This is a genomic window from Duganella radicis, from assembly GCF_009720825.1.
GTDB lineage: Bacteria > Pseudomonadota > Gammaproteobacteria > Burkholderiales > Burkholderiaceae_D > Rugamonas > Rugamonas radicis.
The window spans coordinates 15,825-30,710 of sequence record NZ_WNKY01000004.1 but is presented as its reverse complement, the minus strand read 5'-3'; the positions used below and the strand labels follow the sequence as shown (position 1 = coordinate 30,710).

Annotated in this window: 8 protein-coding genes and 1 tRNA gene; 4 read left to right on the top strand and 5 right to left on the bottom strand. The window is 60.1% G+C overall.

Annotated elements, in window-relative coordinates:
* Nucleotides 1-122 precede the first annotated feature (122 nt).
* Both GM676_RS06215 and GM676_RS06210 read left to right on the top strand, forming a co-directional pair.
* The gene (locus GM676_RS06215; RefSeq protein WP_155462567.1) at nt 123-764 is read left to right on the top strand and encodes a DUF4351 domain-containing protein; all 642 of its coding nucleotides are present in this window, start codon (nt 123-125) and stop codon (nt 762-764) included.
* Between the two features lie 94 nt (nt 765-858).
* Nucleotides 859-2,961, top strand: a complete 2,103-nt coding sequence (locus GM676_RS06210; RefSeq protein WP_155462566.1) for a beta-galactosidase — start codon at nt 859-861, stop codon at nt 2,959-2,961.
* Between the two features lie 15 nt (nt 2,962-2,976).
* Here GM676_RS06210 and GM676_RS06205 read toward each other — a convergent pair whose 3' ends face one another.
* The 5 genes from GM676_RS06205 to GM676_RS06185 form a co-directional block, all read right to left on the bottom strand.
* Entirely contained in the window at nt 2,977-5,070 is a 2,094-nt protein-coding gene (locus GM676_RS06205; RefSeq protein WP_155462565.1) for a GGDEF domain-containing protein, read from the bottom strand.
* Between the two features lie 277 nt (nt 5,071-5,347).
* Entirely contained in the window at nt 5,348-7,222 is a 1,875-nt protein-coding gene (locus tag GM676_RS06200) for a cellulase family glycosylhydrolase (protein WP_170304235.1), read from the bottom strand.
* Between the two features lie 358 nt (nt 7,223-7,580).
* Nucleotides 7,581-7,657: transfer RNA gene (locus GM676_RS06195), tRNA-Pro, on the bottom strand.
* Nucleotides 7,658-7,709: 52 nt separating this feature from the next.
* Nucleotides 7,710-8,696 carry a Gfo/Idh/MocA family protein gene (locus tag GM676_RS06190; protein ID WP_155462564.1) on the bottom strand — a complete coding sequence of 329 codons (987 nt, stop codon included), beginning with the start codon at nt 8,694-8,696 and terminating at the stop codon, nt 7,710-7,712.
* A gap of 15 nt (nt 8,697-8,711) precedes the next feature.
* Nucleotides 8,712-10,964, bottom strand: a complete 2,253-nt coding sequence (locus GM676_RS06185; protein WP_155462563.1) for a heme-degrading domain-containing protein — start codon at nt 10,962-10,964, stop codon at nt 8,712-8,714.
* Nucleotides 10,965-11,024: 60 nt separating this feature from the next.
* Between GM676_RS06185 and GM676_RS06180 the strand changes: the two genes are divergently transcribed.
* Nucleotides 11,025-12,383 (top strand): metal-dependent hydrolase family protein, encoded by a 1,359-nt coding sequence (locus GM676_RS06180; protein ID WP_155462562.1) that lies wholly within the window; start codon nt 11,025-11,027, stop codon nt 12,381-12,383.
* Between the two features lie 139 nt (nt 12,384-12,522).
* Nucleotides 12,523-14,850 carry a TonB-dependent receptor gene (locus GM676_RS06175; protein WP_155462561.1) on the top strand — a complete coding sequence of 776 codons (2,328 nt, stop codon included), beginning with the start codon at nt 12,523-12,525 and terminating at the stop codon, nt 14,848-14,850.
* Nucleotides 14,851-14,886: the final 36 nt, after the last annotated feature.

The window sequence follows — 14,886 nt, the reverse complement described above, 5'->3', positions numbered from 1 at the left end:
GTCATACGGCGTGGCGGAGTCTTGCAGCAGACTGGGCGGATGCCGAATATCGCTCCGCCCGCCCGTTATGATGTGCCTTGGAAAGCTGCGCTGACGCATGCTTTGCAAAACTGGCGCGGCGCATGCGCGACTACAATGACCGTATCAGCGAGGCATATGGCCTGCCGGTAGTCAGCCTGGCACTGCTGGCCGACGAGCATCCCAACTGGCGTCCGCGCCATTTCCGCCAACAGTTACAAGGCACGGTAAAGGAATTCATCTTCCGCACCGCAAAACTGCTCGATCACGTAGTCGATATCGACGCGCTGGAGGCCTCAAGCAATCCGATCGCCTGGGTCACACTGGCTCACTGGCTCACGCAGCAGGCTCATCATGATCCGGACAAACTCTATGCGGCCAAAGTGCATTTGACACGCCTCCTGCCAGACCCGTATCACCAACGCTACCTGCGGGCTATTTCCAGGTTGGAAAAGGAGCACGAAATGAGAGAGTACAATCAATTGGAACAAACATTCATCGACAATGGCATCAAGATAGGCCTGAAGCAAGGTATTGAAAAAGGCATCGAAAAAGGCATCGAGCAGGGGTTGCAGCGGGGGCGCAAGGAAGAGGCGGTTTTGCTGTTGGAGCGGCAGCTTGAATTGCGCTTCGGCCCATTGCCCCAGACCGCGCGCAAGAAGCTGGCCAAGGCCAGTGTGGCGCAGCTGGAAGCGTGGAGCGACGCGTTTGTGGTCGCGCAATCGTTGAAGCAGGTCTTTGGATAGGGCAAAAAAATTATCGCTTGCAATAAAAATATGATTGGATGACCGGCAAGCGGCGGGCTAGGATGGTCGATATAACTCTAAAATGGGAGAGAGGATGAGACCGATCCACAAGCGCCTGCGTCAATACGCATGCGGCGCCGGCCTGGCGCTGGCAGCTTTCAACAGCGCCGCCGCGCAACTGCCAGACACCATCCTGTATGGCGTGGCCTACTACTCGGAATACACGCCGGTAGACCGGGTCGACGAAGATGCCCGCATGATGAAAGAGGCCGGCATCAACGTGGTCCGGATCGCCGAGTCAACCTGGGGCACGCTGGAAAAATCCGAAGGCGTGTTTGACTTCTCCCACGTGGACCGGATGCTGACCGCGTTTCATCAGGCCGGCATCAAAGTCATCATCGGCACGCCGACCTATGCCGTGCCAACCTGGCTGGCGCGCCAGCATCCCGATGTGTTGGTTACCACCCCGAACGGCCGCGCCGAGTATGGCCGCCGGCAAAACATGGACATCACCAACGCCGAATTCCGCCGCGCGGCGGAGCGTGTGATCGTCAAGCTGGTGGAGCATGTGAAGGACCATCCGGCGGTGATCGGCTATCAGGTCGATAACGAGACCAAGGCCTACTTCACCAGCGGGCCCAACGTGCAGGCGGCGTTCGTCGCATCGATGCGTAAAAAGTTCCCGGACCTGGACGCATTAAACCGCGCGTTCGGCCTGGATTACTGGAGCAACCGCATCAACGACTGGGCCGATTTCCCGTCCACCAATGGCTCGATCAACGCCAGCCTGTCGAACGCCTTTGCCCAGTTTCAAAGAGAACTGGTCACCGAATACCTGACCTGGCAAGCGGATCTGGTGCGCGCGCATGCGCGCAAGGACCAGTTCATCACGCAGAACTTCGATCTGGGCTGGAAAGACCATTCCTTTGGCGTGCAGCCGGAAGTCGATCACTGGGAAGCGGCCAAACCGCTCGACGTCGCCGGCATCGACATTTATCATCCGAGCCAGGACAAACTCACCGGCGCCGAGATTGCCTTCGGCGGCGACCTGACGCGTTCGATGCGTAACGGCCAGAACTATCTGGTGCTGGAGACCGAGGCGCAGGGATTCCCGCAGTGGACGCCGTATCCGGGCCAGTTGCGGCTACAGGCCTTCAGCCATCTGGCCTCCGGTGCGAATATGGTGGGGTACTGGCACTGGGCGACCACCGCCAACGCCATCGAAACTTACTGGCGCGGCGTGCTGTCGCAGGATTACCAGCCCAACGAGGTGTATGCCGAGGTCAAGACCATCGGCGCCGATCTGAAGCGGCTTGGGCCGGCCTTGGTCGACATGAAGAAGACCAACAAGGTCGCATTCTATGTCAGCAATATCGCGCAAGCGGGATTTGACGCGTTCAAAATCCAGGTGGACGGAAAATCGCTCAGCTACAACGAGGCGATGCGTCCCTACTACGACGCCCTGTATCGCATGAATGTGGAAGTCGACATTCTTTCGCCGTCCTCGACCAAGCCGCTGTCCGATTACAAGCTGATTGTGGTGCCGTCGCTGTATGCCGCCAGCGATGCCGAGATCGCCCGCCTGAACGACTATGCGAAAGCCGGCGGCCATCTGCTCTACACCTTCCGCAGCGGCTTTTCGGATGAGAATACCAAGGTGCGCTACGCGGTGCAGCCGGGCGCGATCAGCGAGGCGGCCGGCGTGCGCTATCACCAGTTCACCACGCCGCTTGACGTCACGCTGGATGGCGATCCGTTCGGCGTCGGCAAAGCCGACAACCAGGCGCGCTGGTGGATGGAATTCGTCACGCCAACCACCGCCCAGGTCGTCGCCCGCTACAAGCATCCGTCGTGGCCAGCGTACGCGGCCGTTACCCGCAACAATTATGGCCGGGGCGAGGTGAGCTATGTCGGCTTCATGCCGACCGACGCCATCATCGGCAAACTGCTGGCCGATCAAGTCAAGCGGGCAGGGCTCGACCTGCCCAAGGCCAGCTTCCCATTGATCGTCCGTGGCGGCACGCTAAACAACGGCCATGACGTGCGCTATCTGCTGAATTACTCCGCCAAACAACAAACCATACGGTACGAGTACCCGGATGGCACCGAGCTGTTGTCAGGCAAGCGTGTCGGGCGAGGGCAGGCGCTCACCATCAAACCTTGGGGCGTGGCGATCGTCGAGGAGCTAAAACCCTAAGCCGTGCCGACAGCCTCACGCACACGGCTGGCTCGCATGATCGGGTGCGCAGCCCAGAACCACGCTCAGACCAACCAATCCCATGTGAAAAGCGTGTTCCAGGTTCTTCTCGATCACATCCAGCGTAGCATGCCTGGCATCACTGAACCCCTGGACGCCGTAAGCACGATTGCGGCCTTGGGTTTTTGCCAGGTACAGCGCCATGTCGATCAGGTTAACCACCCGCTCCCACGGTAGTGGCATGTGACGGTAGGCCAGAGGAAAAGGAGCGAACCCGAGCGATGCCTGGACCGTGATCGCGTGTTCGCCATATCTGACCGGCGTGGCTGAAATCTCATTCAGGATGCGGCGCGCGATGTCGTCCGCGCCGTCGCACGGAATGGTCGGCAGGTAAGCGAGGAATTCTTCGCCACCCCAGCGCACGATCATGTCTGTCCCGCGCAATGCGACCCGCAGGCGCTCGGCGACTATTTTGAGGACGGCGTCGCCGGCCGCATGGCCATAGCTGTCATTGATATGCTTGAAGTGGTCTACATCGAGCAGAAAAAGAGCACCGATGGTGTTGTCGGCCGGCTGGCCTTGCCCGCTGGCGGGGGCGCCGTGCATGTGATCCTGGAAATGGCGACGGTTGTACAGCGAGGTCAACGGATCGTGTGTGGACAGTACCTTGAGCTCCAGGTTCTTTGTTGCCAATGCGGCGTTGGCATGCCGTACCTTGCGGTACAGCAGCCCGACCGCCAAGGTCGTCACCCCGAATACCATCGACAGCAGCCACCAGATGCGCTGCCTCAGGCGGTGGTTGTCGATCTGCGCGCTCTTGATCCGGTTTTCATTGCTGAGCAGTTCAATCTGGTGCTGTCTTTTTTCGGCTTCATATTTCTCTTGCAGCTCCAGCATGGACTTTCGGCGCTCCACCTCGAACAGCTCACTCGACAGTATGCGTTCACGATGATAGGCGCGCAGCGCGCTGTGCAAGTCGCCCGCATTTTCCAATGCCTGGCCATATTCGAGCAGCACCTCTTGCAGTTGCGGCTTGTCGCCGCTCTTTTCGAACCAGGCCAGGCCGGCCTCGTACTGGCCTTTACCCTCGGCTACGCGGCGCAGGCCCAGATAGGCATGGCCCAGATTGATGTGGGCGACAGCCTCGCCAGCCGTGACATTGCTTCCCTTGGCTAACGACAGCGCTTCCGACGCATATTGCGCCGCGCGCGCATAATCGGATTGTCGCAGGTAGCTGTCGGACAAATTGTCCAGAGTGGAGGTGAGCATTCCCTTCAAGCCGAGCTGACGCTGCAAGGCCAGGCTGTCCAGCAAAGCAAGTTGGGCGCGCCTGGGTTCGCCGAAGCTGTCGTTGACGTTGTATTCGGCGGTTTTGAACTGCACCGTTCGCACCAGAGAGGGCTGCTGTTTAACGAGCGCTTGCAATTCGTCCAGCGCCGCATACGCCTTCTCCTTTTCCTTGGCGTGGATATAGAGCCGGATCAGCGTTTTGAGCGCGTTCAGCAGTGGCACCGGGTCATCGGTGACCTTGCGCGCGGTATCGACCGCCAACTGTAATTTGGCCAGCGCGGTTGGGAAATCGCCTTGCTCGTCAGCCGCCTCGCCCGCCGCGGTCGCGGTCTGCGCCAACAGGGCAGGATTGGCGCTGCGTCTGGCGAGCGTCTCCGCCTCCCGGACCAGGCGTTGTGCCCCCTTGGTGTCGTTGCGTCCGTAGAATACCCAGCCCTTGGTCAGCATGCCTTTGGCGACAATCGCGTCGTCATGCAGCGCGGTGCCGTAGGCGATGAGTTTATCGGCGTTGATCAGTGCGACGTCGATTTGGTTCAAACGTTCCTGCGTGATGCTGATCTGTGCCAGCAGCTCCGCCCGCGCTGGCGGCGCTTCCGAGCCCATCTGAGGCTCCAGCTTGAACAACTGTTCCAGTACCTGTTCCGGGTTGAGGCGGCTTTGTTCGCGGAGATCGAGGACACGGTCATGCAGGGGAGAGCGGGCAAGCGCCGATGACGCGAGAGCAAGACAAACGATGGCCGAGAGGACTTGCGGAATACCATCAGCACGCCATTTCCTGCGCTGTTCCCCGCAGTTCGTCTTGCCGCAGCTATTTTTCATAAACTAGATAACCATCATCTGACGGCCCTCCCGATTGCTATGCTCGCGAGCATAGCAAAAACCGGTGCCAGCCTCTGTCAGCCCTGTCTGCATTTCAGGTAGGGAATTCCTTACTTGCGTTTTCTCGATTACAGGTGTGGGAAGTGACTTCGTTTTCTGCCGCCCACAAGCGCTGCGGCGCTTAGGAACGGGGATTGCATCACATTGTTGGCTTGCGAGAGAACCCCGCACTCAAAAAAGCCGGCTTCCTTCAGGAAGCCGGCTGTGAGCCAGAAACTTACTGAGCAAATTTAATAGCTGCTCTCTTGATGGTGACGGAACCTGCTGCTTTAGGGAATTGGATACCAACCCCCACCGCATTCGGGATGGTGAAGCCAGAACATGTGAATTCTGTATCCTGATCTGCAACCAGCGCTTGATTAGCGGTCCAGCACTTAAACTCGGAAGCAGTCCAATTCGCGGCGTAAGCATAGAACTGCAAAATGGGATCCATCCCTCCATTTCGACCGGAGACAAACGTCTGATCGAAATTAAGGACCATTTTCCAAGTCGCGCCATTCAAATTAACTGGATTGGCGAAGGTAGAGCTAGCAGCCGCCCCCGCCTCGTTCAGCGTAAACCGCATGTTTGAGCCCGTACTGGTATTTGCCGCCCCGGCGCTGACAGTCCAGCTATTTGGGCGCGCACTTACTACGACACCTTTTCCTGCGCCTGCCAGAAGTGAATCAAGAATTTGCGGGTCATTCACAGCCGGAGTGGTGCGGTTAAACAAGTCTACCGCAGAGCCAATCTCCCAATAGAATGGAATCATGCCATTGGCAAGCGCAGTCTGGGCCACATATTGGGAATAATACGCCCGCGAGGCGCGATGCAGGGCGAGGTTATCGCCAGTCAGCTGAGTACGGTACATAGCCTCAAACTCTCCCAGCACAACCGGAATCCCGCGGTTAGCGAATTTTGCCTTCATTTTGGCAAACTCCGCATTCACATAATCCTCTTCCTCCCGAGTTGAGTTGCGCGTGGTGTCAGTCGTCGAGTGGAAGCCGTTACCCCAGTAGTAGAACATGGTGGCATACCATTCGTCTTGCGTCTGGATCGACCAGCTGAATGGGTAAAAATGCACTTCTGCCATTTGGCGGCCGGTGATCGTATCGGTGGGCATGACATTCCAAAGATTGGCAGCCAAATCGATGTTGGTTTGTGGCGATTGGACAATCAACACGCGATAAGCATTTCTACCACCCGTCGAGCGAACCGCATTGACAAATGTTTGGTGATAGCTTTCCAGAACTGCTATCTCGGCTGCGTCGTCGGCGTCCGGCTCATTGGCGCTGGCAAACAGGACGTGCTCGTCAAAGTCACGCAGTGCCGTGGCAATTTGCTCCCAATAGGCTTTCTGTTTGGCGTTGACCGCTTCCTTCTTATCCTCGGTAAAATTCTTTTCCAGCCAGCCGCCATCCCAATGGATGTTAACGATGACGTACAGCCCGTTGTCCACTGCATACTGCACCACTTGCTTCACGCGGTTGAGCCAGGCGTCGCTGATTTTTCCAGTCTTCTGATCGGCATACTGATCCCAGGACACGGGAAGCCGAATCGCGTCAAAACCGCTGTCCTTCACCAGTTTGACATAAGCGGCAGAGACCATCGGGTTGCCCCAGCAAGTCTCCGACGCCGGGGGGCAACCATACGCTTCCATCGTATTGCCAACGTTTGTTCCCAGCTTTATTTTGGCGGCCAGTTGCGTAGCGTTACTGCTCATGCCAGTCGCGTTCGGGGCAATTGGATTTGTGTTGTAGCTCGGATAAAGAGGAACCTTGATCGTAAAGTCCTGGGAGGTTTTTGCGCCGCAACTGTTGGTATAGGCTGCTGTTGCAGTACAGCTAGCGCTTGGCGTTATGGTTTGCTCACGCGCAGTGCCGGATGTCCCACAGTCGCCACTCCATAGCCAGGCCCCGCCGCTAACTGGTTGTGGTCCAAATACAATTTGATTGCCAGCATTAACCGAGGCAGTTGCCGCCTGATTCCAGACGCCAGCCAACTTGATGTATGGTGTAACCGCAGTTGGAGTGCAGGTTTGAGCCTGCACGCTTGTCATGCTTCCTGATAGTGCTAGCAGAACGGATGTAATAATTAAACGCTTATTATCCATATAATGACCTTATCATGATTAATATTGTGGGATGCTAGAAACGATGGCCAGAGCGGGGCGAGCAGGCGCGCGCCCAGCCAATTCAGGCCGTCAGGGACTTGAACGGGAAAAGGGGCGGATTACTCGGAAGCCGCCGGCCTCGAAGACAACAGCGGCTGGAGGGGGCGTGCAGGAAGAACAGGCGTGTTATCGCGTCCTTTGTTGTGAACCATCGCAATGTCTCCTTTGCTGACGATATCGCCTGGACTCAGGCGATGCGACGATTCTGCACCCTGCACTTTAGCGAAGCTAGTATGAAATTTGCCAATTGGCGGAATGAAATAGCGTAGTCGGGTTTGTCTAACCTCAACGACTCGATTGGTCGGGGCGAGAGGATTCGAACCTCCGATCTCTACGTCCCGAACGTAGCGCTTTACCGGACTAAGCTACGCCCCGACTGTGATGTGAATTACATCAGATTTTTTCAAGCTTTTCAACTGGCACGAATTTACTCGTCGGCCGGGTAGCGTACGCCGATCTGGGCGCGGATGGTGTCCAGCAGTTCCATCATTGCCAGGGTCTCGTCGTGCGTCATGCCCGGACTCTCCAGCAGGCCCTCGCGCAGGCAGCGGCCGGCTTCGATGACTTCGTGCACGTAGCCGTTGCCGAGGTAGGGCGTGGAGACGGTGCGGCTCACGCCACCGGCCAGTTTCACCGTCACGGTTTGCGACAGGTGGAACATACCTTCCATGCGCACGCTGCCCAGCGTGCCCGAGACGGTCAGTTCGGAAGGCGAGCGTGAGCGCAGCGAGCAACTGCTGATCGACATGGTGCCGCCTTTGTGCTTCATGGTGAAGCCGGTGGTCATGTCGACACCAGCCTCGCTCAGTATCGCCTGCGCCTGCACCGATTCCGCCGGCCCCAGCAGCGCACACGCGATTGACAGTGGATAAATGCCCAGGTCCAGCAACGCGCCGCCGCCCAGCTCGCGCTTGTTGACGCGGTTTTCCGGATCGGTGGTGGCGACGAAGCTGAAGTCCGCATGCACGGAATTGACCACGCCGATTTCACCGGAAGCGATGATGCGTTTGACTTCCGCCAGCGCCGGCATGAAGCGCGTCCACATGGCTTCCATCAGGAACAGCTTGCGCCGGCGTGCCTCCGCCACCACTTGCCGCGCTTCGCGCAGGTTGATGGTGAACGGTTTCTCGCACAGCACGGCCTTGCCGCCCCGCAGTGCCAGCAGCGTGTTCTCGGCGTGCATCGGGTGCGGCGTGCCGATGTAGATGATGTCCACCTCCGGCGCATCGGCCAGCGCCTGATATGAACCATAGGCGGACGGATTGCCAAATTCGCGGCCGAACGCTGCCGCGCTTTCCACGCTGCGCGAGCCGACCGCCGCCAGCACCGCGCCCGGCGTGTCTTTCAATGCGTTGGCAAAGTCGCGCGCGATGCGGCCGGTGCCGAGGATGCCCCAGCGGATGATGTCGCTCATGTGTTTTCCCTGTTGTCAGAGGTCGACGTTCAGATACGCTTGCAGCGCGGCCACGGCCATGGCGTGGTCCTCCGCTCCCGGCAGGCCGCTGACGGTGAGGGTGCCGATGCGGCCTTTGCCTTTGACCACCAACGGGAAGGAGCCGCCATGCGCCGCGAACTCTTTCATGTCCATGCCGGGAATGTGGTCGTAATCGCCGCCGGCGTTTTTCACTTCGGTGTGGGTGTAGAAGGAGCTGTGGCCGGTGCGGTTGACCAGGTTGCTCTTGCGGCGTATCCAGTTGGCGTTGTCGGCGTTGGTGCCCGGCATGCCGTGGTAGAACAGCATGGTGCCGTCCTGCGTGATGTTGACGGCCACCGATTTGCCGGCGGCGCGCGCCAGTTCAATCACCTTCATGCCCAGCGCCAGCGCGGTGTCGTTGTTGAAGCTGTCGAATTGCAGCAGTTCTTCCTGGCGAGTTAGCGTCGACAGTTCTACTTTTTGCTCCATGGATGCTCCTGCGGTAAGTTGGTCCAGCGCGGCCGAGACGTACACCAGCGGCGCGTTCCAGTTGATGGCGATTTCATTGCTGGCGTAGCTGCACACGTGATCGAGGTAGGACGTGGCTGGCAGCTTGGCCGGGTAGGGAACAGGGCAGTCTTTCTTGTCCTGCTGGCCGGGCTGCGGGCCACCGACCAGGAAGCCCGGCGCCGGCGCCGCCAGCTTGTCCGCCGCCGATGGGCGGTGATGTGGATGCATGGCCGGCCGCGCACCAATGCCGGTCACGAAGGAGTAGCCGGTGGCGTTGCGGCCTAACACGTAGTCGAGGCCCGATTGCGCCGCGTTCAGATAGTCCGCCTTGCCGTTCAGGCGATAGCCCTGCAACAGCATCATGGCCTGATTCAGCACCGTGGCGTTGCTGCCCCAGACGAAGTCCTTTTCCTGCATCGCCACGCGGTAGGCGGAGGCTTTCCAGTTGGCGGCCAGGCTTGCGGCCAGGCCGTCGATGCGGCTTTCGATCAGTTTGCGATCGGCCGCCGGCGTCAGGTGCGCGCGGTGCTGCGCCAGCGAGATCCAGGCCAGCGCGCCGACGTCGCTCCATGACGGCGTGGTAGCCGGCAGCTGGTCCGCTTTGATCGCGCGGTAGTAGCTGTCCTTGCCGGTGCCGATGTAGAGCTCCGCAGCGGCCCAGGCGAATTCGTCACCGAGTTGCGCGTCGCCGTATTCGCCGGTCTTGATGTCGGCCGGATTGCGGAACACCACGGCCGGATTGGCCTGCGCCCAGTTCCATGCCGTTTCCGCCGCCGCCATCATGCGCGCCGACAGGCCGGGACGCTGCTGTTCATAAGCCTTGAAGATGCGGCCGGCGGTGGCCATGGTGGCCGCGAAGTCCAGCGCGGCCGCAGTGCTTTTCTGGACCACGTAGCGCGGCGTGGGCTTGACCTGATCCGGCATCTCCATGCCGTCGAAGGCTTTGTTGGTCAGCTTGTGATACACGCCGCCGTCATTGGGGTCCTGCATGGTCAGCATCCAGTCCAGATTCCACAGCGCTTCGTTGAGGATGTCTGGCAGACCGTTGCCCGATTCGGGGATGTTGAGGTTTTGTTTGGCGAAGTATTGCGGGAAGTGTTCGAACGCGGCCAGCAGGGTGTACGTCGAAATGCCCGAGTTGACGATGTATTTGTTGTAGTCGCCGGCGTCGTACCAGCCTTTGGGGCTGGACAGGACGCTGCCTTCGGCGCGCTGCCTCGACGCGGCGGACGAATGCACCAGCACCTTGTCATCCGGATGTCCCGCCGGACGCGCGTAGGCGCCGGCGTATTGCGGCGGCAGCGCGATGCTGGCGCGGTTCAGGTAATAAGCCTTGATGGCGGCGGCGTTGAGGGCGCGATAGGCATGGTCGCGGATGGCGAAGCGGTCGGACAGCGTCTGGCCGTCGATCTTGATGCGGTATTCGCCGGGCGTTTTCAGTGCGGAGAAGTCGGCCAGGCGCACGGTTTCCGCCGATGGCTTCCACAGCGCCGGCGCGCCCAGTTTGCCGGTGAAGACGGTCTTGCCCGTATCGGCGGCCACCACCTCGAAGCTGCTGGCCGTGCCGTCGGTTACCACGGCCAGTTTCTCGGATTGCGGCTCAAAGCCCACCTGGTTGATGCGGGTGGCGGCGGAAGCGTCGGCGCCGAAGGCCAGCAGCAGGGCAGCGCTCAGGTATTTGATAGCGCTAACACGAGTATTGGATGCAGGGAAGCTCAATGTGGTCTCCGTCGGTTTTTTATATGGAATCGTTTTCATGATACATCAATCAGCGTTGAGATAATATCTATGCTTACCTTTTTTCAGGGAGTTGTTCCGATGCGTATTCATACCGCTTTGTCCGTGATCGCCGCCTGCTTTGCCACCTGCGCCAGCGCCGCGCCGTCTGTCGTCGCCGTCCAGTGCGGCCAGTTGCTGGATACGCAAGCTGGCAAGTTGCTGGGCCCGACCACGGTGGTCATCGACGGCAAGCGCATTACGCAGGTGAGCGCGGGCCGGGTCGCACCTGACGGCGCCACCGTGATCGACCTCGCCGGCCAGACCTGTCTGCCGGGCCTGATCGACAGCCATACCCATCTGACGGGCCAGACCAGCCCCACCGGCTACTCCGACCAGTTCCGCTGGAATATCGCCGATTATGCGATCCGTTCCACCAACTACGCGCGTGTGACGCTGCTGGCCGGCTTCACCACGGTGCGCAACCTGGGCGACAACGCCAACACCTCGATCTCGCTGCGCAACGCCATCAACGCTGGCGTGATTCCCGGCCCGCGCATTTTCACCGCCGGCAAAGCGGTCGGTTCCACCGGCGGCCACGCCGACGATTCCGATGGCTACCGTGCCGACCTGATGGCCGACTACGGCGCCAAGGACGGCATCATCAACAGCGCCGCCGATGCGTGGAAGGCGGTGCGCCAGCACTACAAGGATGGCGCGGACCTGATCAAGATCATGCCGTCCGGCGGCGTGCTCGATGAAAGCAAGAGTGCCGACAACGCGCAGATGACCATCGAAGAAATCAAGGCTGTGGTGGCCGCGGCCAAGGATTACGAAATGACGGTGGCCGCGCACGCGCACGGCGCGGAAGCGATCCGCCGCGCGGTGATTGCCGGTGTCGATTCGATCGAGCACGGCACCTACATGAACGAGGAGGACATGAAGCTGATGAAGGAACACGGCACCTTCTATGTGCCGACCATCATCGCTGGCAAATATGTGGAGGGCAAGGCCAAGGTGCCGGGCTACTTCCCGCCGCAGGTGGCGGTGAAGGCCGCCGCCATCGGCCCGCTGATCCAGGGCACGGCGGGCCGCGCCTACAAGGCCGGCGTGAAGATCGCCTTCGGCACCGACGCCGCCGTTTATCCGCACGGCGACAACGCCAAGGAATTCGGCTACATGGTGGAGGCGGGCATTCCGCCGCTGGCCGCGATCCAGGCCGCCACCACGCAGGCCGCCGCGCTGCTCAAGCAGGAGAAGGATCTGGGCAGCATCAGCGCCGGCAAGTTTGCCGACATCGTGGCGGTGCCGGGCAATCCGCTGTCCGACATCAGCCTGATGACCAAGGTGAGCTTCGTGATGAAGGAGGGCGTGGTCTACAAGCAGGCCGACCAGGCTGTGCCTTTCGTCGCCAACGTGAATGAAGGCGTGGCGCCCAAGGAGATGGATTACGGCCTGTGATACATGGCTGGATTGTGGTGGTATTCCAACGCCTTGGCAAACTTCTTGCTTTGTTAAAACATTAATATGGTTAATATAAGCAACTAGCCCAATATGAGCAAAAACGCATCATTTTGGGGCGCCAAGGAGAAGATCACACATGGATATTCGACGCAAACTTATCGCCACCGCCGTGCTCACGGCATTCAGTGCCCCATCGTGGGCACAGCAGGTGCAGCCCTCGGAAGAAATCGAAGTCGTTAAAGTGACCGCGCAAAAGCGCAAGGAAGATCCGGCCAAGGTAGCGATGAGTATCAGCGCCGTTACCGGTTCGCAGCTGCAAGCGGAGCATGTGCGCGATATCACCGACCTGACGCGCGTGGTGCCGAATATCTCCTTCACCGCCGCCAGCGGCAACGGCGGCGCGGGGCCAGGCACGTCCAACATCGAGATCCGCGGCATCAGCTCCACGGCTGGTGCGGCCACGGTGGGCGTCTACCTTGGCGATACGCCTATCACGGTGGGCAACGTCTACACCATGGGGAATATCGAGCCGCGCTTCTTCGATATCGACCGGGTGGAAGTGCTGCGCGGTCCGCAGGCCACCTTGTACGGCGCCAGCTCCATGGGCGGCACCATCAAGTTCGTGCCGAACGAGCCGGATTTGAAAGAGCGCGAATTCACCACCTACACCGAAGGCTCCAACACCAAAGGCGGCAGCGCCAACTATGCGGCCAACGTGGTGGCCAACTTCCCGCTGATTCCCGAGGAACTGGCGCTGCGCATCGGCGTGCAGGCGCAGCACACGGGCGGCTTTATCAATCAGGTCGATGGCGACGGCAAGGTCATCGCCAACAACATCAACAAGATCAGCGACCAGGAATTCCGCGCCGCGCTGAAATGGCGACCGACCCGCACGCTGACGATTACGCCATCGGTGTATTACCAGCGCGTGGATGCCAAGGATATCTCGGCCTTCAACCTCGATCTGCCGCTGTATCAGGCCCAGAAGCAGGTGCGCGAGCCGTCGATCGACAAACTGCTGTCGCCCAGCGTGACCGTCAACTGGGATCTGGGTCCGTTCGACCTGACCTCGGCCACCAGCTACTTCCAGCGCAAGTTCGACCGCACGCAGAATGGCTCGGCCTACAACAGCTATTCGCTGTCGACCTTCCTGACCTCGACCGAGGATGGCGGCAAGGCGCCGCCGGAGCTGATCGCGGCGATTGCGGGGCTGCCGTCGGCGGTGTACCTGAACAATCAGGTGCGGCAGGTGTCGCAGGAATTCCGCCTGGCTTCGCATCCGTATGACGAGAAGGTGTCGCCGTGGACCTGGCTGGCCGGTACCTACTTCTCGCGCCAGCACACCAACATCATCGAGAACGATCCTATCTTCGGCGTGACCGATACCTTCAAGCAGTTCGGCTTCGATATCGCCGATCCGGACCTGCTGCCGGATGCGCGTCCCGGCCAGTTCCCGGGCGATAACTCGTTTGCGGGCGCTTTCCATTATCGCGAGAAGCAGGCCTCCATCTTCGGTGAGTTGAACTACTACTTCTCGCCGACCGTGCACGCCACCGTGGGCGCGCGCTACCTGAAAGCGAATACCACGCTGGAGCAGCGCAACGGCAACTACCTGGCGGGTGCGGGCAACAACAGCAGCGCCGAGACGTCGTCCAGCGCCTTCACGCCGAAGTATGCGCTGACGTGGGAAGTCAATCCGACCAACACCGTGTACACCAGCGTGGCCAAAGGCTTCCGCCTTGGTGGCGCCAACATCTACGTGCCGCCGACCACCTGCGGCCCGGATCTGGAGGCGAACGGCATCACGGCCGGTCCGCCATCGTATTCGCCGGACAGCTTGTGGAGCTATGAGGTCGGCAGCAAGTCGCGCTTCCTCAACAACCGCCTGACCATCAACGCGGACGTGTTCTACGTGAAGTGGAAGAACATCCAGCAGGGCGTGTACCTGCCGACCTGCGCCTACACCTACAACGCCAACGCCGGCGACGCCACCACCAAGGGCTTCGAATTCGACATCAAGGCCAAGCCGCTGCCAGGCCTGACGCTGAGCGCATCGGGTGGCTACGTGAAAGCGGAACTGTCCAACGATGTCGGCATCGAGAACGGCGTGGTGGGCGCGGTGGCCGGCGCGCAGATTCAGGGTGTGCCGAAATATAACGCCGCCGTCAACGCCACCTACAACTTCTCGGCGTGGGAGCGTCCGGCGTTTGTGATGGCGGGCATGCAGTGGGTGGGTTCCAGCAAAGGCTCGCTCGATCCGGACCAGACCGACCATGACCGTCCGGCGTATCACACCACCGACTTCAGCGCCGGCATCACCTTCGGCAGCTATGCGTTTACCGCCTTTGTGAAGAATGCCTTCGATACCGACACCATCATCCAGCATCCGCAGGTGGCGTCGATCGTGCAGGGTTACCGGCTGGCGCCGCGCAGCATCGGCCTCAGCCTCGCGACCAAGTTTTAAGCCATAATGCTGCCTTTGTTATTGCGTACAAGGGCA

Excerpts from the sequence above, each read along its gene's own strand:
- GM676_RS06215 (WP_155462567.1), top strand. The coding sequence starts at position 123 with ATGCGCGACTACAATGACCGTATCAGCGAGGCATATGGCCTGCCGGTA.
- GM676_RS06210 (WP_155462566.1), top strand. The coding sequence starts at position 859 with ATGAGACCGATCCACAAGCGCCTGCGTCAATACGCATGCGGCGCCGGC.
- GM676_RS06205 (WP_155462565.1), bottom strand. The coding sequence starts at position 5,070 with ATGAAAAATAGCTGCGGCAAGACGAACTGCGGGGAACAGCGCAGGAAA.
- GM676_RS06200 (WP_170304235.1), bottom strand. The coding sequence starts at position 7,222 with ATGGATAATAAGCGTTTAATTATTACATCCGTTCTGCTAGCACTATCA.
- GM676_RS06190 (WP_155462564.1), bottom strand. The coding sequence starts at position 8,696 with ATGAGCGACATCATCCGCTGGGGCATCCTCGGCACCGGCCGCATCGCG.
- GM676_RS06185 (WP_155462563.1), bottom strand. The coding sequence starts at position 10,964 with ATGAAAACGATTCCATATAAAAAACCGACGGAGACCACATTGAGCTTC.
- GM676_RS06180 (WP_155462562.1), top strand. The coding sequence starts at position 11,025 with ATGCGTATTCATACCGCTTTGTCCGTGATCGCCGCCTGCTTTGCCACC.
- GM676_RS06175 (WP_155462561.1), top strand. The coding sequence starts at position 12,523 with ATGGATATTCGACGCAAACTTATCGCCACCGCCGTGCTCACGGCATTC.